Source organism: Mycobacteroides franklinii, from assembly GCF_002013895.1.
Taxonomy (GTDB): domain Bacteria; phylum Actinomycetota; class Actinomycetes; order Mycobacteriales; family Mycobacteriaceae; genus Mycobacterium; species Mycobacterium franklinii.
Genome location: NZ_MAFQ01000005.1, coordinates 580,951 through 602,828, shown reverse-complemented (window position 1 = coordinate 602,828; position 21,878 = coordinate 580,951). Strand labels below are relative to the sequence as shown.

Annotated in this window: 21 protein-coding genes, 1 tRNA gene and 1 pseudogene; 14 read left to right on the top strand and 9 right to left on the bottom strand. The window is 63.2% G+C overall.

Features of this window, described 5'->3' with window-relative positions; translation table 11 throughout:
* Positions 1–5: 5 nt before the first annotated feature.
* The 3 genes from dcd to B4393_RS09800 are packed head-to-tail and all read right to left on the bottom strand — an operon-like array spanning position 6 to position 2,055.
* Positions 6–575 (bottom strand): dCTP deaminase, encoded by a 570-nt coding sequence (dcd, locus tag B4393_RS09810; RefSeq protein WP_070938140.1) that lies wholly within the window; start codon positions 573–575, stop codon positions 6–8.
* Positions 576–626: 51 nt separating this feature from the next.
* Entirely contained in the window at positions 627–1,304 is a 678-nt protein-coding gene (locus tag B4393_RS09805; protein WP_078333936.1) for a L,D-transpeptidase family protein, read from the bottom strand.
* Between the two features lie 43 nt (positions 1,305–1,347).
* A complete protein-coding gene (locus B4393_RS09800) occupies positions 1,348–2,055 on the bottom strand; it encodes a L,D-transpeptidase family protein (RefSeq protein ID WP_165611536.1) in 708 nt (235 codons plus the stop codon).
* A gap of 32 nt (positions 2,056–2,087) precedes the next feature.
* Between B4393_RS09800 and B4393_RS09795 the strand changes: the two genes are divergently transcribed.
* A complete protein-coding gene (locus B4393_RS09795) occupies positions 2,088–2,987 on the top strand; it encodes an alpha/beta fold hydrolase (RefSeq protein WP_070939222.1) in 900 nt (299 codons plus the stop codon).
* Here B4393_RS09795 and B4393_RS09790 read toward each other — a convergent pair.
* Complete coding sequence (locus tag B4393_RS09790) at positions 2,977–3,390, bottom strand: MmpS family transport accessory protein (RefSeq protein ID WP_078333935.1); 414 nt, start codon at positions 3,388–3,390, stop codon at positions 2,977–2,979. The genes B4393_RS09795 and B4393_RS09790 overlap by 11 nt on opposite strands.
* Before the next feature lie 78 nt (positions 3,391–3,468).
* On the opposite strand from B4393_RS09790, the gene B4393_RS09785 reads away from it, so the two are divergent.
* From B4393_RS09785 to B4393_RS09765, 5 genes are all read left to right on the top strand, one after another.
* On the top strand, positions 3,469–4,896 hold the full coding sequence (locus B4393_RS09785) for a DoxX family protein (protein WP_078333934.1): 1,428 nt from the start codon (positions 3,469–3,471) through the stop codon (positions 4,894–4,896).
* Positions 4,897–4,956: 60 nt separating this feature from the next.
* A complete protein-coding gene (locus B4393_RS09780) occupies positions 4,957–6,255 on the top strand; it encodes a glycoside hydrolase family 27 protein (protein WP_078333933.1) in 1,299 nt (432 codons plus the stop codon).
* 64 nt (positions 6,256–6,319) lie between these two features.
* The gene (locus B4393_RS09775) at positions 6,320–7,363 is read left to right on the top strand and encodes an amidohydrolase family protein (protein WP_236743141.1); all 1,044 of its coding nucleotides are present in this window, start codon (positions 6,320–6,322) and stop codon (positions 7,361–7,363) included.
* Between the two features lie 16 nt (positions 7,364–7,379).
* A complete protein-coding gene (locus B4393_RS09770) occupies positions 7,380–8,312 on the top strand; it encodes a formylglycine-generating enzyme family protein (RefSeq protein WP_078333931.1) in 933 nt (310 codons plus the stop codon).
* Between the two features lie 185 nt (positions 8,313–8,497).
* A complete protein-coding gene (locus tag B4393_RS09765) occupies positions 8,498–9,301 on the top strand; it encodes a transglutaminase-like domain-containing protein (protein ID WP_078333930.1) in 804 nt (267 codons plus the stop codon).
* A gap of 27 nt (positions 9,302–9,328) precedes the next feature.
* Here the strand turns inward: B4393_RS09765 and B4393_RS09760 are convergent.
* The 4 genes and pseudogenes from B4393_RS09760 to B4393_RS09745 all read right to left on the bottom strand — a co-directional run bounded on the left by B4393_RS09760 (position 9,329) and on the right by B4393_RS09745 (position 14,627).
* Positions 9,329–9,540, bottom strand: a pseudogene (locus B4393_RS09760) (CsbD family protein).
* 167 nt (positions 9,541–9,707) lie between these two features.
* On the bottom strand, positions 9,708–11,177 hold the full coding sequence (locus B4393_RS09755; protein WP_109558261.1) for a S1C family serine protease: 1,470 nt from the start codon (positions 11,175–11,177) through the stop codon (positions 9,708–9,710).
* 118 nt (positions 11,178–11,295) lie between these two features.
* Positions 11,296–14,199 (bottom strand): MMPL/RND family transporter, encoded by a 2,904-nt coding sequence (locus tag B4393_RS09750; protein ID WP_078333929.1) that lies wholly within the window; start codon positions 14,197–14,199, stop codon positions 11,296–11,298.
* A complete protein-coding gene (locus B4393_RS09745) occupies positions 14,196–14,627 on the bottom strand; it encodes an MmpS family transport accessory protein (protein WP_078334014.1) in 432 nt (143 codons plus the stop codon). Before B4393_RS09745 ends, B4393_RS09750 begins: the two co-directional genes overlap by 4 nt.
* Positions 14,628–14,794: 167 nt before the next feature.
* On the opposite strand from B4393_RS09745, the gene B4393_RS09740 reads away from it, so the two are divergent.
* From B4393_RS09740 to B4393_RS09710, 7 genes are all read left to right on the top strand, one after another.
* Entirely contained in the window at positions 14,795–15,463 is a 669-nt protein-coding gene (locus B4393_RS09740) for a TetR family transcriptional regulator (RefSeq protein ID WP_078333928.1), read from the top strand.
* Positions 15,464–15,577: 114 nt separating this feature from the next.
* Positions 15,578–15,651, top strand: a tRNA-Gly gene (locus B4393_RS09735).
* Between the two features lie 158 nt (positions 15,652–15,809).
* Positions 15,810–16,523 (top strand): HNH endonuclease, encoded by a 714-nt coding sequence (locus B4393_RS09730; protein ID WP_330359274.1) that lies wholly within the window; start codon positions 15,810–15,812, stop codon positions 16,521–16,523.
* Positions 16,516–17,154 (top strand): hypothetical protein, encoded by a 639-nt coding sequence (locus tag B4393_RS09725; RefSeq protein WP_133052525.1) that lies wholly within the window; start codon positions 16,516–16,518, stop codon positions 17,152–17,154. Before B4393_RS09730 ends, B4393_RS09725 begins: the two co-directional genes overlap by 8 nt.
* Positions 17,151–17,435: a nucleotidyltransferase domain-containing protein gene (locus B4393_RS09720; RefSeq protein WP_078333925.1), complete on the top strand. Its 285-nt coding sequence runs from the start codon at positions 17,151–17,153 to the stop codon at positions 17,433–17,435. The genes B4393_RS09725 and B4393_RS09720 overlap by 4 nt, the downstream gene beginning before the upstream one ends.
* Positions 17,436–18,131: 696 nt before the next feature.
* Positions 18,132–18,773 (top strand): TetR/AcrR family transcriptional regulator, encoded by a 642-nt coding sequence (locus B4393_RS09715; RefSeq protein WP_078333924.1) that lies wholly within the window; start codon positions 18,132–18,134, stop codon positions 18,771–18,773.
* 231 nt (positions 18,774–19,004) lie between these two features.
* Positions 19,005–19,268: a hypothetical protein gene (locus tag B4393_RS09710; protein WP_078333923.1), complete on the top strand. Its 264-nt coding sequence runs from the start codon at positions 19,005–19,007 to the stop codon at positions 19,266–19,268.
* A gap of 179 nt (positions 19,269–19,447) precedes the next feature.
* Here B4393_RS09710 and B4393_RS09705 read toward each other — a convergent pair whose 3' ends face one another.
* The gene (locus tag B4393_RS09705) at positions 19,448–20,158 is read right to left on the bottom strand and encodes a TetR/AcrR family transcriptional regulator (protein ID WP_078333922.1); all 711 of its coding nucleotides are present in this window, start codon (positions 20,156–20,158) and stop codon (positions 19,448–19,450) included.
* Between the two features lie 230 nt (positions 20,159–20,388).
* Here B4393_RS09705 and B4393_RS09700 point away from each other — a divergent pair, with 230 nt between their 5' ends.
* Positions 20,389–21,813, top strand: a complete 1,425-nt coding sequence (locus tag B4393_RS09700; protein ID WP_078333921.1) for a flavin monoamine oxidase family protein — start codon at positions 20,389–20,391, stop codon at positions 21,811–21,813.
* Positions 21,814–21,878 lie beyond the last annotated feature (65 nt).

The following is a 21,878-nucleotide window of genomic DNA, read 5'->3' as shown; positions in this document are numbered from 1 at the left end:
CCCGGCTAGGGGTTGATGAAGTTCTGGTAGGAGCGCGACGGGGTTGGACCGCGCTGCCCCTGGTACTTCGACCCTACCCCGGCGCTTCCATATGGGTGCTCGGCCGGAGAAGTCAGTCGGAGCAGACACAGCTGCCCGATCTTCATCCCCGGCCACAACGTGATGGGCAGGTTGGCGACGTTCGAAAGCTCCAGCGTGATGTGCCCGGAGAAACCCGGGTCGATGAATCCCGCGGTGGAGTGGGTCAGCAGGCCCAGGCGACCCAATGAGGACTTTCCTTCCAGCCGTCCGGCCAAGTCGTCGGGCAGGGAGCAGATCTCCAGCGTGGATCCCAGCACGAACTCGCCGGGATGCAGCACAAACGGTTCGCCCTCGCCCGGCTCAACCAGGCTGGTCAGCTCGTCTTGACGCTGTTTGGGGTCGATATGCGTGTAGCGGGTGTTGTTGAACACCCGGAACAGGCTGTCGAGCCGAACGTCGATGCTGGATGGCTGGATGAGGGCGGCGTCGAAGGGTTCGATGCCGAGGCGCCCGGCGTCAAGCTCGGCGCGGATATCGCGATCGGACAACAGCACGCGACGAGCCTACCGAGGGGTTGCTTACGCGACGAGGTTCGGGCGGGGCGCCTACCGCCTGATGGCGATGACGGCTCCCGGCCGCAGCCAGCCGATGAGTCGAACGAGCGCGGCATCGTCGAGTGTCACGCATCCGGCCGAGGGGCCGCCGTCGGTCCCGTGCACGAAGAACGCCGAGCCCGCGCGGGGTGTGTGCGAGCTGTTGACGCCCATCACGATGGCCCGTGAATAGCCGTTGAGCTCCTCGCTCAGGGATGTGTCGAAGGAGCACGCGGATTCCGCGCAGCGCTGGTGGGTGTTGTAGTTCGGGCTGGCGGGATCACCGTCCCACCAATCGTCGCCGTCGACCTGCAAGTAGTCCAGGCCATGCGCGACGGATGGTTCGGTGCCGAATGCCCAGTCGAGGGTGAAGACTCCCGTCGGGGTCGCCGGATTGTCGTCGCTGGCGGTGTCGGTGAATCCGGCCGAGCCGATGTCGGAAGGAAGGTTGCGCTCAACGGGTTCCCAGGAATCACCGGTCCGCTGCCATGTCTCGATGACCGCCTTGGTGCCGCCTGTCCCCTGCACTGCGACGACTTGGGTTGCCGTCCCGACAGAGTCTGCGAACCACGGCGGGGCTGGTCGTGATGCGGCGGCCGGAAACACCGCGGCCGGGGCGCTCTCGGCCCGAACCCCGCAGGCCGCGGCGAGAAGCACAACGCCTAGCGACAGCAGACGGATCGGGGACATGCATCCATGGTGACGGGTGAACCTGGAAATCGCTTGTTAGTAACTAACCCTTAATAGCAATCACGGCGCCCGGACGCAGCCAGCCGATCAGTTTGACCAGTGTGCCGTCGTCGAGGGATACGCAGCCCGCGGTGGGGGTGCCGTCGGTGGTGTGCACGAAGAAGGCAGAGCCGCCACCGGGGACTCTGTCCTTGTTCACACCCATGGCGATGGCGTGTTTGTACTGCGGGATCTGCAGGTTCTCGCTCTCGGCGGTGTTGAAGGGGCACTGAGCCTTGGCGCACTGTTGGTGGGTGTTGTAGGTGGGGCTACTGCTGTCGCCGTCCCACCAGTCGTTGGGCCCGATCTGCAGATAGCGCAACCCGCTCGGCGGGGGCGGCGCCGTGCCGAACGCGAAATCCAGGGAGTACACCCCGTTGGGGGTGGCCGCCGCCCCTTCTCGGGCCTTGTCGATGAATCCCGCGGATCCGACGTGTGCGGGGATTCCGGTGGATGCGGCCTGCCACTCGTTGCCGCTGCGCTGGAACACGTCGATCTTGGCGTTGGAGCCGCCCGCACCGTTGACCGCCAGCACCTGGGTCGCGTTTCCGACGGACTGGGCGAACCAGGGCACGAAGGGGTCTGCGGCGGCGGGTGTGCAGACAAGCACGGTGGCCAGGGCGAGTACGGCCGCGCACGGCAGCGTCAGAAGACGGAACACGGTTCCATGGTGGCCGATGTTGTTCTCGAATCCTTCAAGGTTGGGACACAGTTATGCCACGGACCGATCGGTATATTTCGGCCATGGACGCTGAGCTCGAAGATTGGAAAGCCGCCGGGCATTACTTCGACTATCTGGGATTCGATATTTTCTATCGGATCGAGGGCAGCGGGCCTCCCTTGCTGCTCGTTCACGGGTATCCCTTCAATTCGTGGGATTGGGCCCTCATCTGGCCCACGCTGGTGGAGCGGTTCACCGTCATCGCACCGGACATGATCGGTATGGGGTTTTCCGACAAGCCCGTCCAGTACGGGTACTCGGTGCTCGACCACGCCGATATGCATGAGGCGCTGCTGTCATATCTGGGCATCGAGCGGTTTCACCTGCTCACCCATGATCTGGGGAATTCCGTGGGCCAGGAGATGTTGGCGCGCTTCGAATTCGAGCAACAGTCGCGCGGCCGGGTGCCCATCGATTCGGTGACCTGGCTCAACGGTGGACTGTTCATCGAGGCCTACCGGCCCCGCATCGCGCAGACGTTGATGTCACGAACCCCCTTGGGCGACTTGGTAAGCCGGTTCCAGGGCACGCCGGTTACGCGCCGGATCATGGACGCCGCCGTGAGCGAGATGTTCGGCCCCGACACCAAGCCCTCGGCGCGGCTGCTGTCGCTTTTCCAGCAGGTGCTGGAGTACAACGACGGCGCCCGCGTCACTCATCAGGTGGGCCGTTTCATCAACGACCGCTACGACAACCGGAGCCGGTGGGTGCGGGCCATGCGCGAAACCGCCGTGCCGATGCGCATGATCGACGGGCCGATTGATCCGAACTCCGGATTGCACATGGCCGAGCGCTATCTCGAGGTCATTCACGACCCCGATGTGGTGCTACTCGACGACAACATCGGCCACTGGCCACAGATCGAGGCGCCCGAGGAGGTGCTCACGCACTTCCTCGAGCACATCGACAGGGTTACGACTTAGGCGGTGCCGTGTCCAGGTACGTCGAGAAGGTCGCGTAGTTGCAGTCGGCCTCGCCGGTGCCTGTGACGCTCTGACACACGACCTTGTCGTTCAGGTAGATGCGCACCGTCACCGCGGAGTCGGGGTCGGCGGTAGAAGTCCAGTTGGCCTTGACCTCAGCGTGGTTGGGGGTCTTGGCACCGCGGGACAGATCGCCGACGGTCGCGTCGACCTTCCACGGCAGGGTGACGCCATCGGCGGGCTGCATCTCGGTGCCGTCCCAGTACTGCACGTTCGCCGTGGAGACGGTGGTCGAGACAACCTCGTAGGTCACCGTCTTGTCATCTGCGTGCGCCGCCGCCGGGAAGCCGAGCGCGCAGGCGGAGGCCGTGGCAGACGCGATGAATAGTTGGCGGACGGTCATGAAAACACCTCGGTATGTCAGGGCGGCTTATAGATCGTTAGGCAGGCTACAGGGATTCTCTGGGCGTCTGCTGAGGCCGTGGCCGACACCACTTCTGCCCAAATACTTGAGCAAACCCCGATCCGCCCGGACTATGGGGTGATGAGCAGCGTGGGGGGCGCCGACCTGGAAGACCCGGTCGGCGATGACAGCACAAGGCCGGGTTGGGACACCGCGACACGTGTGGCTTTTCGGTATGGGACCTGCTATTTCGGCACGTTCGGGCTCGTCGTGGTGGTCGGTCTTATCCCCGTCCTCCTGAAGGGCGTCGGCATCGACGGGCCATGGTCGGTTATCCAGGGAATGTTCCACGCGGTCCGCACTCCCATCGCATGGATTGGCGAACATCTGCTGGGCCTGAGCGTCCAGAGCACCCAGGTGGGCAGTGACAGCGCATTCCAGTGGACGGCGCTGTTGTGCATCGCCGTCCTGGCCGCCGCCGGGACGGCCATCTGGACGGTGTTGGACCGGGGTCGCCGAAGCTACGACCGTCTCCAGGCCTGGGTGTGGTTGATTCTGCGGCTGGTGCTCGCCGCGGCCATGTTCTATTTCGGGATGGCGAAGGTGATCCCGACGCAGATGCCCTTCGTGCTGAACCGGCTGGTCGAGCCGTTCGGGAATTTCAGTCCCGCGGGCGTGCTGTGGGCGCAGGTAGGGGTGTCGCCGGCGTATCAGATCCTGCTCGGTGTGGCCGAAGTCTTCGGGGGCCTGCTCCTGCTGCTGCCACGCACCGCGGCGGCCGGGGCGCTGGTGTGTGTCGTGGACCTGACGCAGGTCTTCCTGCTCAACATGACGTACGACATCCGTCTCAAGACTGTCTCTTCCCAGTTGTTGCTGCTGAGCCTGTTCCTGCTGGCGCCCTACGCACGACGGTTGTTGACGGCGTTCTTCACCGATCGTACGGTGCCCGCGGCCAACACGACCCAGCTGTTCACGCGCCCACGAGCCAACCGGATCGCGCTCGTCGCGCAGGTGGGTGTGGGTGTGGCGTTGCTCGTCGCGTTCAGCGCGCAGGGCTGGCAGCAGTTCACCAGGCCGACCCCCAATCTGTACGGCATCTGGCAGGTGGAGACCTTCTCCGCCGAGGGCTATTCGCGAGACCCGTTGTTGACCGACAAAATCCGTTGGCGCAGAGTCATATTCGATAGGCCGTTCCACGTCTCCGCACCGGTGATGGTGACGGTGCAGCGCATGGACGATTCGTTCGAGGTGTACGGGGGCACCATCGACCCACGGAAACACTTCATCGATCTGAGCCATCGGATCGAGCTGGGCACATACAAAGAGACCCCGATACGGATCAGGCTCACGTATTGGTGGCCCGGGCAACCCGATCAGATGATCGTCGACGGCGACGACTATGCGGGACACCAGATCCACCTGCGCGTCACCAGGATGAACCCCGCCTCCTTCCCGCTGGTGGAGCGCGGCTTCAACTGGGTCCAGGAGGACCCCTACAACCGGTGATCTGCTGTGAATCAGCTGGGGATCGTGCACCAACGGCCGACTGCTCATAGCGTATGAACCGTGAGTCGTGGCCGCCGTGCGCTGATCCTGATCGTGCTCGCGGTGATTGGCATCGCGGCGACGGTGCTGTCCGTGCACACGTTCCGCCGGCACGGGGAATCCGGTCCGGCCATCGCCGGGTTGGCCTCGACTCCCCCGCTGGGCTGGAATTCGTGGAATGCGTTCGGCTGCAATATCGATGAGCGGCGCATCGAGCAGACCGCGGACGCCATGGTGTCGTCTGGGATGCGCGATGCGGGGTATCGGTATGTGGTCATCGACGATTGCTGGTTCGACCCGCAGCGTGATGCGTCGGGCGAGCTACGCGCGAACCCCGCCCGTTTCCCGAGTGGCATGAAGGCGGTGGCCGACTTCGTGCACGCTCGCGGTTTGTTGTTCGGCATCTATGCCAGCCCCGGTGAGGCCACCTGCGCGCAGAACGGCGGCTCCTATCCCGGCCACACCGGCAGTCGCGGGCATGAGACGCAGGATGCGCAGACCTTCGCACGCTGGGGTGTGGACTACCTCAAATACGACTGGTGCGGACCACCGGCCGACGTCGATGAGCTGGTCGACAGTTTCACCACCATGCGAGATGCGTTGCGCGCCACCGGACGGCCCATCGTCTACAGCATCAACCCGAATAGCGGCACGGTGGTTCCGCCCGACCAGTACGACAGATTCAACGGTGTCGCCAGCATGACCCGGGTAAGTCAGGATCTGGTGCCGGCGTGGGATGCGATCGACGCCTACGACACCAGCCTCGGCGTTGTCGACGCGTTGACCAATGCCGCGCGGCCAGAGTTCCGTTGCACCGCGCGGACGGGTTTCTTCTGCGATTACGACATGCTCGTTGCCGGTGCGCCGCAGCTGGCCGGCGTCAATCTGCCCCCACTGGATGAGGCCGAGTCGCGATCGCAACTTGCCCTATGGGCGGAGTGGGGGTCGCCCATGATCGCGGGCAACGACCTGGCCCACATGCCCGAGGTGATTCGCGCGCTTCTGATCAATCGGGATCTGCTTGCGATTGACCAGGATTCGCTGCGCGCGCCCGCAACCCCCTTGGCGGGCAGTGACGGAACCATTTGGACCCGACCATTGGCCGACGGATCGACGGCGATCGTGATCGTCAACCGGGACGATGTCGCACAGCCTTTCCGTGCGGCGTTCAGCGCGCTCGGGCTGCCTAAGACACGGCAGTTCGACGTCCTCGACGTGTTCTCCGGGCAACGGTCCGTACAGAAGCTGACGTACCGGATCGGCCTCGCGGCGCATGACGCCGCGCTGCTGCGGGTGCGGGCGATCGACAATCAGCATTAGTTCCACACATCCAACTTTCACCAAACCACAGACGCCCGACGCGCAGACTCAACAAGATGGCACTGTGAGCGAGTCAGTGTCGGTAATCGATGCCCATATCCACCAGTGGAATCCATTCACCACACCACGTAAGGCATCCGGCCCGGCCAAGGCCGCGCGACGAGCACCGTTCCTGCGCCCGGTGCTCCCGCGCGTTCTCCCCAGCGCGACCCGCGAGTTCATCGGCGATCCGCAGTATCTGCTGAGCCCGTATCTGCCCGCCGACTATCTCGCCGACGGGGGCCCGGGACACGTGACGACGATCGTTCACGTCGAGGCCGGCTGGCACGGCAAGGGGCCAATGGGCCCGGTCGGGGAGACACAATGGCTCAGTTCCCTGCCGTTTGGCCAGGGCGGGGCCCCCGCCCTCGGCGCCATCGTGGCCTACGCCGATCCCTCCACGCCGGAGATCGCGAACGTGCTCGACGCCCACCTGCGCGCGAGTCCGCTCGTGCGGGGCATCAGGTGCATGGGCGCGCATAGCGATGACCCCGGCGTGATGAACTGGGCCCCGCAAGCGCATTGGCTCGCCCAGCCTGCGTTTCTGCGTGGTTTCTCCGCCGTCGCCGAACGCGATCTCAGCTTCGAGATCTGGGTCTATGCGCACCAGCTTCCGGACGCATTGACGTTGGCCCGCGAGTATCCCGGCACCACCTTCGTTCTCGACCACTACGCGACGCCCGTCGGGGTGCTCGGCCCACGCGGAAAGCACACGGGCAGCACCGAATCCGAACGCCGCGAGATCCTGCAGCAGTGGCACGACGATATTTCGGCGTTGGCGGAGCTTCCCAACGTCGTCGCAAAACACTCCGGTCTCGGCATGCCGATCCTGGGCGCCGGGCCCATGCCACGGGAGCAACTACGCGACGGCGTCGCACCACTCATCACTCACCTGGATCAGGCATTCGGCCCGGATCGAACCTTCTGGTCGTCGAATTTCCCCATCGACAAACCCAACGTATCGCTGGCGGACAGCATTTGGATTCTTCGCGAGGTTCTCGGTACCCGCTTCGACGAGCAGCGCGTCCTGCGCGAGAACGCACGCCGCGTGTATCGGGTGGCCGACTGACGGGTCGACGGGCACGGTGGAATACTCGCCGCATAACCGGACGCTACGAAAGACGGAGACAGCGGCAGTGGCGTTGACCGAACTGGTGGAGTTGCCAGGTGGGTCATTTCCCATGGGCTGCAATATTTTCTATCCCGAGGAGATGCCGGAGCGTGTCCTTTCGGTGGGGGCCTTCGCTATCGAACGGCACCCGGTCACCAATGCGCAGTTCGCGGAATTTGTCGCACAGACCGGCTATGTGACCGTTGCCGAACGAGCCCCCGACCCGGCCCTGTACCCCGGAGCCGCGCCGGAGGATCTGGTGCCCGGCGCCATGACGTTCCGAGCGACGACCGGGCCGGTGAACCTCCACGACTGGCAGCAGTGGTGGGACTGGGTTCCGGGCGCGTACTGGCGGCGGCCCTTCGGGCCGGAAAGCTCCATCGACGGCTCCGCCGACCATCCGGTGGTGCAGGTCGCGTACACCGATGCCGCGGCCTACGCCCGTTGGGCGGGCAGACGGCTGCCCACCGAGGCCGAATGGGAGTACGCCGCCCGCGGCGGCACCGACACCGTCTACACCTGGGGCGACGAGGTGGCGCCCGACGGACAACTGATGGCCAACACCTGGCAAGGCAGATTTCCCTACCTCAACGATGGCGCTCTCGGATGGCACGGCACGTCCCCGGTCGGCACCTTTCCGCCCAACGGGTTTGGCCTTCAGGACATGATCGGCAATGTGTGGGAATGGACATCCACACGATTCAGATCGAGCGCAGAAACTCCGAAGTCGTGCTGCAGCCCTTCGGATAATCCCGATCCGTCGGTGATCCATACGCTCAAGGGCGGCTCGCATCTGTGCGCACCCGAATACTGCCACCGTTATCGGCCGGCCGCGCGTTCACCGCAGTCACAAGACAGCGCGACCACCCATATCGGATTTCGGTGTGTGGTCGATCGGCCACAGTAGCCCGCGTACGCGCCACCGGTGCCAATCGCCGCTTTAGCCTGTACGGTCGCCCTAACCACCGCATTCGCAGCTCGACACGACAAGCGAGCCGGCGGCTCACGATGTTAGATGTGGCATCAGCGACTGCTGCCGCAACGACTTCATCGATTACATACCCGTCGTATTGACTTGTGGAAGGCAACTGTATGAAACGCGAGGTTCGGGCCCAGCTCGATGTGGACATCATCGCAGCGTCGACGTTGGAGTTTCAGATCGCTGTGGCGCCAGTGTCGGGTGCCCAGGTGACGGAAAGCCTGTCATGGGTGTTGAACGGGGAGCCACTCGAGGCACTGGAGGTCGCCGGCGAACACGGCAACCGCATCCACCGGCTTGAGGTCGGCGAGGGCAATCTCAAGGTCTCTTATGCGGCAACGATTCTCGGGCAAGCCGATGAGGTGCCTGTTGAGGCCGCCGACATGTCCACCTATCTGCGACCCAGCCGCTACGCGGAGGCCGACAAGTTCTATGGTTTCGCGGCAACCGAGTTCGGGGAGCACACCGAACCTCAGGCGCTGCTCGAGAACGTCTCATCGTGGGTCGGCACACGTTTGCGGTACTCGCCGGGTTCCAGTGACCCCATCGACGGTGCCGTCGATACCCTGTTGGCCGGCGCGGGCGTCTGCCGTGACTATGCGCACCTGGTGGTGGCACTACTACGGGCCGTGAAGGTGCCGGCCCGCCTTGTCGCGGTCTACGCGCCGGGGTGTGACCCTATGGATTTCCACGCAGTTGCCGAAGCGATCGTCGACGGCCACTGGCGAGTGGTGGATGCCACGTGCCTGGCACCACGACAAACCATGGTCCGTATTACGACCGGGCGCGATGCCGCAGACACCGCATTCCTCGACAACCACGGCGGACAGATCGTGCTGAACGAATCGACTGTCAACGCTGTGGTCGACGGTGAATTACCCGAGGACCCCGTCGATCAACTTGTCTCCATGCGGTGACACCTCGAGGTCCCGCACCCCGGGGTGTCAGGAGTGCCCGGTCAATTTGTCCTTGACCGCGTCCATGCCTTCCTTGAGCTTGTCCGCTGCATCAGTCAGCTTCTGCTTGACCGACGCGATCCCTGATCGAGCTGGCCCTCGGCCTTCAGGTCCTCGTCACCGGCCGCAGCTCCGACTGCTTCTTTGGCACGGCCCTTGAGATCTTCGGCGGCGTTCTTTGCGTCGTCAGTAATTCCCATGTGCTTCAAAACTTTCTGTATTCCACCCGAGACAGGCGCGAGCCGAAGGTTCATCGCATTGATCGCCGTCCAACCTTGATCTTGGTGAGAAACACTGAAGGACGTGATGAATTGCGTCACGATGATTCGCGAGCTGTCGCCGTCGACATCAGCGAATCCTGTGCGCCTTACGTTGCCGACTGGCCCAGGGTCACCTGGACGGTCCGCGAGGTGCCCGACGGGTCCTCGTAGGTGAGCGCCATGGTGTCCCCGGGGGCCTTGGCGTGCACCGCGGCCACCAGCGCGTCGGGGCCGTCGATGACCTGGTTGTCCACCTTCGTGATGACGGCGCCCTTGGGCAGCCCCGCAGTCGCTGCCGCGCTGCCACTGACGACTCCTGCGACCACCGCACCGGGCGCGTCCTTGCTGGAGGCGAGTTGAACGCCCAGCGACGCATGCCGCACGGTTCCGGTCGAAACCAGTTCGTCCGCAATGCGCTTGGCCTGATCCACCGGAATCGCGAAGCCCAGGCCGATCGATCCGGCCTGTCCGCCGCCGCCCTGGGAGTCCTGGCCGCCGGATAGCGAGGCGATCGCCGAGTTCACGCCGATGAGGTTGCCGTTCATATCCACCAGTGCGCCTCCGGAGTTGCCGGGGTTGATGGCCGCGTCGGTTTGGATGGCGCTCATCACCGAATGCTGGCCACTCTGCTCATCGCCGGTGGCAACCGGTCGATTCAGCGCGCTGACGATGCCGGTGGTCACGGTGCCCTGCAGGCCCAGCGGCGAGCCGATCGCGACGACGTTCTGTCCGACTTTCAGGTCTTTCGACGAGCCGATGCTGATCGGGGTGAGGTCCGAGACGCCCTGGGCGCGAACCACCGCGATGTCATCGTCGGGGTCGGCGCCGACAACGGTGAATGGCACCGTGCGGCCGTCGGCCAGGGTCACGGTTGCCTTGACTCCGTCACCGCCCCGGGCAGAAGGCCTGACGCCGCGACCGTCGGAGTCGTCCGAGTCCCGGCCGTCGCGCCCGTCCCGGTAGCCGCCGGGCTGCTGTTCTCCGGGCAGGACGCCGAACGGCAGGTTGCCAAACTGACCGCCATACGGGCCGTCGGGTGCGGTTACGGGAGGCGAAGGTTGGGCGCTGCGAGCGGCGGAGGCCACCACGTGGTTGTTGGTCAGGATCAAACCGTCGGCGCTCAGGACGATGCCGGACCCCGACTCCTGCTGGCGGCCACTTTGGATCTGCAGTTGCACCACGCTGGGCAGCACCTTGGCCGAGACCTCTTCCACCGAGCCGGCCGGCGCGACGGCGGCTGGTTTTCCCAGAGTTGAACCCGTTGCCGGGGAGGGCTTTCCGATAGGAGCGACGCTCGACGCCTGCCCGGCGGCCGGGTGCGCGGACTGGTTCACCACGGCGAACGCGGTGGTGGCGCTGGCGACAACAGCCACCGCAACGCCACCGAAAGCCAGCCCGGCGACACGTAGGCGTTTCCGGGGCACCGGATTGGGCGCCAATGCGGCGCGGTCCGGGAACGTTTCGCCGTAGGCGTAGCGCGTCCGGGTCGCCGCGGACGGACCATGCACCAGCCGGTAGCCGTGCGGTGTCGTCGGGAAATCTTCTGTGTACGGCGGATGCCCGGACCGATCGTTCATTACTGTTCCTTCTTCCTCAACATGCATCAGGGCACACGCCGCAGTTGATGCGCACTGTTACAGTGCCTGGGCCCGCTGAGGCGACGCTGAGAATTTCCTCTCTGCAGCCCAAGACTTTTCAGGAGGCAGTGGGAGCGGACGGCGGTTGCGGTCCCGCATCCACCACCGGAAGTGGCGCCGTCGCCGGTTCGGACGGGTGCGCGGCACGGTCACGCCGAACGAGCGCAAAGGTGTTGATGGGCCACCAGAACCAGCGGCCCAGTGCCGCGGCGATCGCGGGTGTCATGAATGCCCGCACGATCAGGGTGTCGACGATCAGGCCGATACCGATGGTCATGCCGAGCTGACCGACCACCCGCAGATCGCTCACGATCATCGACATCATGGTGAACGCGAAGACCAAACCGGCTGCGGTGACGACGCGGCCCGTGGCTCCCATGCCGCGGATCATGCCGGTGTTCAGCCCCGCGTGGATTTCCTCCTTGAGCCGCGAGACCACCAGCAGGTTGTAGTCCGACCCCACCGCCAGCAGGATCACCATCGACAGCGGGATCACGATCCACTGCACGCCCAGCCCCAGGATGTCCTGCCACAACAGCACCGACAGACCACACGCGGTGCCCAGGGACGCGGCCACGGTGCCGACGATCACCAGGGCGGCCACCACGCTGCGGGTGATCAGCACCATGATCGCGAAGATCAGGATCATCGACGCGATGATCGCGATGGCCAGGTCGACGGTCACGCCGTCCTGCATATCGGCGTACATCGATGCGGTGCCGGCGATGGAAACCTTCGCATTGGCTAGCGGGGTGCCCTTGACCGCATCGGCGACAACGCCTTTGAGGTCCCGGACGTGCTCGATGCCTTCGACGGATGCCGGGTCGCCCTGGTGGGTGATGATGAATCGGACTGCCTTGCCGTCGGGCGATACGAACATCTTGAGTCCACGTTTGAAGTCCGGGTTGGCGAATACGTCGGGCGGTAGATAGAAGAAGTCATCGTTCTTGGCTTGGTCGAAGTACAGGCCAATCTCGGTGGCGCCCTTCGCAAGTTCCTGTTGCTGCGCCTGGGTACCGGCCATGACGCTGTGGGTGGCGACCATGAAGTCGCGCATCCGGCCCATCGAATCGATGGTTGTCCTGAGCACCGGAAGCATCTGGGGCATCAGCTGATCCATGCGATCCATGTCGGTGGTGAGGCCCTGCATCTGCTCGGTGAGATTGTCGATGCCGTCCAAGGTGTCGAAGATCGACCGCAGCGACTGGCAGATCGGGATGTCGTAGCAATGCGGCTCCCAGTACAGATAGTTGCGCAGCGGCCGGTAGAAATCGTCGAAGTTGGACAGGTTGTCGCGCATGTCCTCGGTGACCTTCACCAAATCGTGGGTCCGGCCGACCATGCTGTGCGTGGTCGCGGTGAGGTCCTGCATGATCGAGTACATCCGTTCCATGCTGGCCACGGTTTTGCTCAATTCGTCGGCCTGCTCCAGCATCTGTGCCGAGTTGTCGTTGTTGAACTTCGCCGTCTGCAGCGTGCCCGCGTTCTGCGCGCCCATGAGGAACGGGATGGAGCTGTGTTCAATCGGCGCTCCCAGCGGACGGGTAATCGTCTGCACCCGTTCGATACCGCGCATGTGGACGATGCCCTTGGCCACCCTGTCGATGACCAGCATATCGGCGGGGGTGCGCAGGTCGTGGTCGGCCTCCAGCATCAACAGTTCCGGGTTCATGCGGGCTTGGGAGAAGTGCCTGTCCGCGACCCCCATCGCCAGGTTGGCCGGCATATCGGCGGGCGTGAACTTCTGGTCGTTGTACTGCGGCACATAGGTCAGCAAGCTGACGAAACCGATGATCGCAATCAAACTGGTCATCACGATGATGGGAATGGGCCAGCGCACCACCGAGGTACCGACCTTGCGCCAACCGGTGGTGGAGAGCTTGCCTTTGGGTTCCAGCAGCCCGAACTTCGACGCCACGGTCAGGATGGCGGGCGCCAGCGTCAGTGCTGCGGCCACGATCACCAGAACCGAGATCGCACACGGCAAGGCCATGCTCTGGAAGTAGGGCAGCGTCGTCATCGTCAGGCACATGCACGCGCCGACGATGGTCAGGCCGGAGCCCAAAATGACGTGCGAGACACCGTGATAGGCCACGTAATACGCGTCTTCCCGGCTCAGGCCCTTCGATCTTTCCTCGTGATAGCGGCCGAACAGGAAGATCACATAATCCGTGCCGGCGGCCAGCGCCAGCATCGTCACCATGCTCACCGCATACGGGGTCAGGCCGATGATGTTCAGATAACCAGCAGTGGCCGTAACACCCTGTGCGGCAAATAATTCCAGGCCAATAATGACCATCGATATGAGCATCGTGACGATGGAGCGATAGATGAACAGGATCATCACGATGATCACGCCCACCGACACCAATTCCATGGTCGCCATGCTTTGGTGACCGGCGACCTGAGTGTCGGCATTGAGCACGGTGGTGCCTGCGACATGTGCCTTGATGCCCGGCGGCGCAGGCACGGAGTCCACCATCTGGCGCACCGCGGCCACCGACTCATGACTGGCACTTGTGCCCTGCGATCCGTTGAGGAAAATCTGCACATAGGCGGCTTTGCCGTCCACACTCTGTGAACCTGCCGCGGTCAGCGGATCGCTCCAGAAGTCCTGGACGTTCTGCACGTGCTCGTGATCGGCCTTGAGTTTGGCGACGATGTCGTCGTAGTACTTGTGCGCGGTATCGCCCAGCTTGTCGTCGCCTTCCAGGACGACCATGGCCGACGAGTCCGAATCGTACTGCTGAAACACCTTGCCGATGTTCAGCATGCCTTGGTAGGACTGCGAATTCTGCGGACTCAGCGGCACCGAACGAGAGGCCGCTACCTCATCAAGCGAAGGCATCATCGCGCCTAGGACGACCGCTAGAGCCACCCAGAACAGGATGATGGGCAACGAGAGAATCCGGATCAGGTGACCCAGGAATGGCCTGTGCGGCTGTGCGTGCAAGTTGCTCATACGGATTTCACCAAGCAGTAGATGAACGGTTTGACTTTGTCTGCGCTGGAACGGTTGTCACGCACTTGCCCGTCCACGGTGACGCGACACCCCAGAGCGGTGACGTTACGGTCGCCCTGGGCGACGATGTTGGCCGACATCGACGGCAGCGTCGTCACAATCGTGAACGACCAAGGGAGCGGGGCATTCTCGATGAGATGGGGTTGACCGTTCTCATCCAGGTAGTTCAGGTTCGCGGTGCCGCCCGAACCGACGACCTCGTAGGTGATGTGCTTGGGGTTGAAGTTCGCGGTGATGCCCGAGCCCTCACCCGGCTTCGGTGGACGAGGGGTCGCGGAACTGCGAATCTGCGCAATCGCGTATCCACCGATCCCGACGACGACCACCAGGAGCAACGGAATCCAGAACCGCTTCAACAGTCGGTACACCGCGCGCATCCCTTCTGCTTCTGCCCGCCCAGGGGCGCAGGTGCTTTCCGATGAGGCGACCGACGACACCGTGTTGCGTACCGCCGGTCTATTACGGCAGAGACCGTACCACGGTAATAGACCGGCGGTTCACTATGTGACGGCTTGCCGAGCACTAAAATCGGGCCATGACCTTCCGGCGCGCACGCAGTGAGGAGCAGCGCGAGATCCGCCGGCAAGCCATCCTGGAGACCGCGTCGTCCATGCTCAGCGACATGCCGGTCAGCCAGATCAGCCTCAATGAACTCAGCCGCCGCACCGGCCTGGCAAAGTCGGCGATGGTGCGCTACTTCGAGTCTCGCGAGGCCGTGCTGCTGGAACTTCTCGACGCGTCACTACGGTGCTGGGTGGCCGAAATTGTGGCGGAGCTCTCTCACGACACGCGCTCGGGCTCAGCTCAGGAACGTGCCGATCAGTTGGCCGCCCTGCTCAGTCGGTCGCTGCGGGAGCACGCCGTGCTGTGCGATCTGATGACCGCTCAGCCAGGGGTGTTGGAGTACAACGTCTCGCCGGAGACGCTGTTGCGTTTCCGGCGCTCCACCCACGACACCATTGCCCAGTACACCGACGCCATTCGGGGCTACATTCCTGAGCTCGGCGAGGACGCCCAAAGCGTGTCCCTTTCCACCGTGGTGACCAGCGCCGCGCTGTGGATGTACGCCCAGCCGTCGGCCAGCGCGATCGCCGCCAGCGAGGCCGAACCCGAACTGTCGGACATCTCTTTGAACTTCGATTCGGATCTGGAAATCATGCTGTCCCGGCTCATCACCGGCGCCCTGGTCAAGCGCCCATCCTGATCTCAGCCCGTATCGCCGGTACCAAACCGGTGACGGCGCGGACCGGGACGCGGTCCCACATGTAAGCTCACACGCCGAGGGGTCCTACTAGCGCTACTGGACGGACCGGCCTCCGCCGATGTAGTTCAATGGCAGAACATCAGCTTCCCAAGCTGAATACGCGGGTTCGATTCCCGTCATCGGCTCCAGTTTGACCAGGGCATATTGGCCCGACAACGTCCCGACGACGGGGCCAATACCCCGCCCGTACCCCGAACTTGTGACGTCACGACCCGTCCGTTGGGCCGACAACGATATCCCCAGGCGTTTCGTCCGCGCCAACCTCTACTTCCTGCGCCTCCGCGTGATGGAAAATGTCGGTATGGCTTGCTCACGCGGTGCAGCGGAGCCCTCTGATCCCACTCGGCGGCGACTGTGGGCGGATTCAGCGGGCTTCTGCGGTAACCCTGATTGTCTTACTCGACTGGTCGTTGAGGATCCAGACGGTCAAGACGTGCATTTCGCGGAGGCAGCTCACATCATCGCGGCGAGCGAGACCGGCCCACGGGGTGAAAGCGCCGCCTCAGCTGAGGAACGCGGGGCTTGGAATAACCTGCTGCTGCTCTGCGCCAATTGCCATACGCTCGTAGATAAGTCGGCGGCGGCCTACCCCGTGGATCTACTGCTTGAGTGGAAGCGCTCCCGTATCGAGAAGACGGAGCAAGCACTCGGTATAGCGTCATTCGCCACTCGTGAGGAAGCGCGGACATCGATACAAGGATTGTTGGTGCAGAACCGCGTAATCCATGAGGACTTTGGGCCCGACAACGATTATTCGATAAACCCAGAGGCCGAAGAAGCCGCCGTTTGGCGGCGATCAGTCATTGAGACGGTGATCCCAAACCACCGACGAATCCTGCGAGTCGCCGACGGCAACCGAGATCTGCTGTTGGAAAATGAGATTCGGACAATCGAGCGATACCGCTCGCATGTCGGCGATCTAGAAGCACGACATGTGCACAACCGACGAGGGCTCGTGAGCCGCCGCTACCCGACGGAAATGGACAACCTCTTTGAATAGTTCAGCACAATGGATCTCCGAACAGTTGAACAAGCGCGACTTCGTCACCTCGATCGAGGTGGACGGCAACCGATTGAGCATTGTTCGGGATTCGCGTCCGACGGCGTCTGTCGGAGTGCTCTCAGTGCGCGATGTCACGGCCGCCGATGTGCTCCCACTTGTCGAGGGGGTTCAGAGTGTCGACTTCGTGCTCAACAAGCCGAAAACGGGACGTTTCATGGGTGACGCGCTCGAACTGTTGGAGCTCAAAAATGTCGGATGGGGCGGCCTTGGTGATGCGATTCGCGCGCTCCGCGACTTCGACCGTTTGGGTGACTACCAAGAGCGCGAACTCACGTTCGTCATGCGCGGCCTGCGTCAACACGGGCGAGTTACTTCGCTGACCCTACTTGACGATCATCGGATCGCCGTTGTCCGCCAGGGCCTGCCTGACCGTGTCGTCTTCGTCGGATCGATGTACCAACCCACCGCCGAAACTGTCCGCGACGCGATCGACCGCTACGGTGATTTCGACCTGTTTGCGGCGACGAACCCTAATAGTGATCCCACCGCCGAAGCGATTGAAGTCGCGGCCGACGCGGGGATACAGATGTTGAAGTGGCGCGAGACTCTGGCCGCACTGTACCGATGATTCTGGAACCTCTTTCACGGATTATTTCGATCCTCGATCAGCACCAAGGGGTTGAGGTGTACGTGTTCGGCTCTGCGTTGACGCGAGAAGATCCTGCAGACCTCGACATTCTTGTTATTTACCAAGACCGAGAAGGGCTTCGCCGATTTCTAGACCACGCCGATCGCCAGTCCGGCGCACTCCCAATCGACGTGACCGCCATGACTTCCGGTGAGCTGGCAGGCTCCGGCTTTCTCGTCCGTTCGAAGGCAGTAAAAATTCGCGAATTAAGGCCGATGTGAGCGCTCTGATTAGCCGTGCAGCGGGATCACGTTGTCGCCGCGGTACTTCGGCGTAGCGGCCAGGGCGCCGAGAGCGGCCATTTCGTCGTCGTGGTCGGCCTTGGCGCCATCTGGCGGTATCAGCAATAGCCTCCTGGACAGGATTCTGAGCGAAGAAGATTCGCGCGGGGTTGGGAATTCCGCCACGCATGACGGTCCGCCGGAAGCTGATTTCGGCCTGAGGTCCGAGCAGCACCGCGCGATTCGCCAGATTCAATGCCTCGTGCAGATCAGTTTTCTGCGTAAACATATGCACACCAGCGATTTCCAGCGAGACATCATGGACTCGTAGGCCCAGTTCCTTACTCACAGAAAGAAGTGCGCCTCGCGGGCTGCTTAAATCTCGCGTTCGATCCGAAGAACCTGCGTGCTGCGTGCCAGCCATGCAATGACCACAAGGCCAGGACTGAGGACCGTTGATCGCCTACCGGTGCTCGTTCGGTGAGTGCTGACGATCGCCAAGGGCCTTGCGCGAGAGCTGATTCGGCTAGGGAGCTGGAGCTGAGCGCGATCTATGTTGCCGGCTGCTTGCTGGTCTTTCTTGAGGTAGGGGCTTAGGTCGTCTGTTTTAGTGACTTATGGCCATCGCATTGGTTGGGGCCTGTCGCTTTCAATCTCATTCAGCAACGCGCGTGTGCGCACGAATTGAGCTGATTCGTGGTTCTTCTCAGGGATGATTTTGGAGGACCGCTGGTGGCTGGCTACTTCACTCGCCCGTACCGGGGACTGTCGGCTGAACAGTGGCGCTCTAAGCGTCGACAGCGTTTCCTGGAAGTTGGGCTCGAGGCGATGGCCAGTTCGGGCGGTAGGGCAACGGTTGCCTCGATCACCGCTACCGCAGGGTGCAGCGCCCGATACTTCTACCAGTGTTTCGAAGGGGTAGAGAGCTTTCTCGTAGAGATCTTCGATTGGATTGTCGAAGAATGCAGCAAGGCGGCTGTTGTCGCGATCGAAATATCGTCAGGCGAACCGTATTCCCACGTCAAGGCCATCGTCATCGGCGTAGTAGATGCACTGACTGTAGACCCTTGTAAGGCGCGTTTTTTGCTCGATCCGGCGATCGGTGGCTCGCGGTTAGCGTCGCTGCGTGGACAGCTGACCGGTGATGTGGCCTTCATGCTGCGTCAGATACTGGAAGAGAACACGAGCCACCACGACACCAGGCTCTTGGCCGTACAAGCTGAGGGCCTAGTTGCAGGCGTGACTGGCCTGATACGGGTGTGGCTTGATGGTCAGTTATCGCTTACGCGTGAGGAACTGGCCCAGCAGTGCGGCCGCTACATCGATGAAGCGCTGTGAATCCTAGCCTCAGGCAAAGCGCAGCAGAGACCAGCGGCTCTGCGTCGCTGAGCGCATACCTGACAGATTGCTGCGCACGGCGGGCAACCAGATGCGAGGACGCGCCGGTGGTTGAGGATGCGTCAGTGACACAAGCACGGATCCTGCTGGCCTCGCTCTATGAGCCCGTCGGCGAGGTCTCAGAGTCAATCACCAAAGCTGAGGATCTGGCACGCTGTAGATTCGGCATCGATGAGATTTGAGGATGTCTGCTTCTCTAATGAGGATCGGTACTCGATTGGCACAGAGACCGATTCGGGGTGGTACTACGTGTCCATACCGGTGAGCAACGGATTTGTTGACTACGAAGAGCACTACGCAATTGACACCGAACAGTACAAGCTGTTCTTGGCCAACACGTCCGCCGCGATCTCGTTCGTCGAAGCGTGTCGAAAGCACGAATACGACGATCTGTTGATCCAGAAACCAGGCACCAATCGTGGTACACCGGTCTGAGCGGGCACAGAACTAGTCATACCCGTGTGGCGTGCGTCAAGACGCCTGCGCGGGTCGCGTGAATACGTTCATAGGTCGGCAATTCGCAAGTCAGATCCGCCGCCGTCAGATCCCGCCAAGCAATGAGCCACGGACGTGATGCGGAACAAATCTGGTTCGTAACCCGCAGTGCCAAGCGCTCACTGGCGCTGCGCCGGCAACCGCATCCCGGCCCAGCCGCGTCCGGTCCCCCAAATATGGTGCAGTCCAATGAGGGCCGCGTCCAGCCCCATGGTGAAGATGAGGTCGTGCGCGCGCGTTTGTCGCTCACGCACGGAACTGGCGAATGCCTCATAGACTCGGCCCATCTGCGGCGCGTTGGCCGGGTCATACGGCGCGTACACGTCGCTCGGGCCTGGGGAGTCCACCGCGGCCCCGAAGATGAAGGTCTCGAGGATGCTCATCGAGGCGATGATGCTCTCCTCCGGCCAGCCCGCGGCGGCGAAGCCCGCGGTAACCCGTTGGTACATCACGGATGTGAGCGGCGCCTGCGCCAGTGGAACCTCCACGATCAGCGGCAACAGTTCCGGCCGCCGGCGCAGCTGATCGAGGTAACTCCACGCCCACCGAGACAACGCCTCACGCAGCGGGACCGTACCGAAGCCGGAGACATCCAGACCTGCGGTAAATCGCTCTTGCACTGCCGCAAGCAATCCGGCCCGTGACGGGACGTGGTTGTACAGCGCGGCGATAGTCACTTCCAGCCGGGCCGCGACAGCCCGCATAGTCAGTTTGCGCAACCCGGAGGCGCGCAGCTCGGCGAGTGCCGCGTCGACAATCCGGTCACGGCTGAGCACCCCGACAGAAGGCCGGCCCCGCCCGCGGCTCGCGGTGTCGCGGTCCCTCTGCATCGTGATTCATCCGTTCGTCAGTGGCCCATGCCTATACACAAAATTAACTATCTGCCCGCTGGCGACAGCCAATTTACCGAGGTAACAGCTTCAGAAAATAAAAATCTTTCTCTTCGGCTAGTCGATCGGTGCGGCAAAGTTCCTAGCATTGTGACTCACGCCACCATCGGGGATTACGTACACCACGGTGTAGTCCTGCCCGTTCCGGCGTCAATTCGAGAGGACGTTCCGTGACCGAATTTGTCGTACCCACCACCGCCCGCAGCGGACCGGCCATCGAGCGCGACGTGGTGGTCATTGGTGCCGGAATCTCCGGCCTGATGGCCGCCCGCCGGCTCGTTCAGGCCGGACACACCGCGGCAGTCCTCGAAGCACGGGACCGGGTTGGCGGGCGTACGTGGTCGCGGACCATCGACGGCGAGTTCTTCGAGATCGGCGGCCAGTGGATCTCGTCAGACCAGGATGCGCTCAAAGACCTGCTCGCGGAGCTCGGCAAATCGACGTTCTCCCGGTACCGCAGGGGCAACTCGGTCTACATCGGCCAAGACGGTGAACGACGTGAGTTCACAGGCGATTTCCCCGTCCCCGACGCGACCCTGCAGCAGGTGAATCAGCTGGTCCACACGCTGGACGCGCTGGCAGCCGAGATCGACCCCGCGGCCCCGTGGGAGCATCCGCACGCCGCCGAGCTCGACAGCATCTCATTTGCAACCTGGCTGGCATCGAACAGCGACGATGAAGAGGCCCGTCGAATCGTCGGGCACTACATCGCGGCCGGCATGTTCACGAAGCAGTCCCACTCATTCTCTGTGTTGCAGGCCATGCTGATGGTCTCCTCCGCGGGGAAATTCGAGCACCTCATCGACGAGGGCATCCTGCTCGACGAGCGCGTGGTCGGCGGCATGCAATCGGTATCCGAGCAGATCGCCGACGAACTCGGCCCCGACGTGGTGCACCTGTCGGCCCCGGTTCGGCAGGTGAGCTGGTCCGACTCCGGTGAAGGGATGCCGTCCGCCGTCACTGCGGTCAGCGACCGGATGACCGTGCGGGCGCGGTTCGCGGTGCTGGCAATACCGCCGAACCTCTACAACACCATCAACTACCAGCCGCCGCTACCTCGCATCCAGCAGGTCAGCCACCAGCACCAGTCCATGGGGCTGGTGATCAAGGCCCAAGCCGTCTACGAGACGCCCTTCTGGCGCGAAAACGGGCTCTCCGGCACCGGTTTCGCTTCCCATGAACGCATCTGCGAGGTCTACGACAACACCGTCGCCGATCACCCGCACGGCACCCTGGTCGGCTTCGTGGCAGGTGCGAAGGCCGAAGAGACCTGGGCACTGCCCGACGACGAGCGCCAGGCCGTCATTCTGGAGTCGTTCGCCGCATACTTCGGGAAAGAGGCCGAACGGCCGCTCGCCGTCTACCTCTCCGATTGGGGCACAGAGGAATTCACCCGCGGCGCATACGGGGCCAGCTGGAGCCTCGGTGGCCTCAGCCGCTGGGGGCACCTACAGAACCGGCCGGTCGGCCCCATCTTCTTCGCAAGCTCCGACATCCAGGGCGTCGGCTACATGCACGTCGACGGTGGCGTGCGGATCGGCACCGATACCGCGGGCCGGATCGATGCTGCGCTGCTCGCTCCCTCGAACAGCTAGACCCAAAGCGCGCGAGTGTGTGCAAGGCTCGAGAAATACCCGAAAATCCCATCCCGGCAAGGAGA

Coding starts and splice junctions, on each gene's coding strand:
- B4393_RS09805 (WP_078333936.1), bottom strand. CDS start 1,304: ATGTCCCCGATCCGTCTGCTGTCGCTAGGCGTTGTGCTTCTCGCCGCG.
- B4393_RS09795 (WP_070939222.1), top strand. CDS start 2,088: ATGGACGCTGAGCTCGAAGATTGGAAAGCCGCCGGGCATTACTTCGAC.
- B4393_RS09790 (WP_078333935.1), bottom strand. CDS start 3,390: ATGACCGTCCGCCAACTATTCATCGCGTCTGCCACGGCCTCCGCCTGC.
- B4393_RS09765 (WP_078333930.1), top strand. CDS start 8,498: ATGAAACGCGAGGTTCGGGCCCAGCTCGATGTGGACATCATCGCAGCG.
- B4393_RS09755 (WP_109558261.1), bottom strand. CDS start 11,177: ATGAACGATCGGTCCGGGCATCCGCCGTACACAGAAGATTTCCCGACG.
- B4393_RS09750 (WP_078333929.1), bottom strand. CDS start 14,199: ATGAGCAACTTGCACGCACAGCCGCACAGGCCATTCCTGGGTCACCTG.
- B4393_RS09740 (WP_078333928.1), top strand. CDS start 14,795: ATGACCTTCCGGCGCGCACGCAGTGAGGAGCAGCGCGAGATCCGCCGG.
- B4393_RS09730 (WP_330359274.1), top strand. CDS start 15,810: ATGGAAAATGTCGGTATGGCTTGCTCACGCGGTGCAGCGGAGCCCTCT.
- B4393_RS09720 (WP_078333925.1), top strand. CDS start 17,151: ATGATTCTGGAACCTCTTTCACGGATTATTTCGATCCTCGATCAGCAC.
- B4393_RS09710 (WP_078333923.1), top strand. CDS start 19,005: ATGAGATTTGAGGATGTCTGCTTCTCTAATGAGGATCGGTACTCGATT.
- B4393_RS09705 (WP_078333922.1), bottom strand. CDS start 20,158: ATGCAGAGGGACCGCGACACCGCGAGCCGCGGGCGGGGCCGGCCTTCT.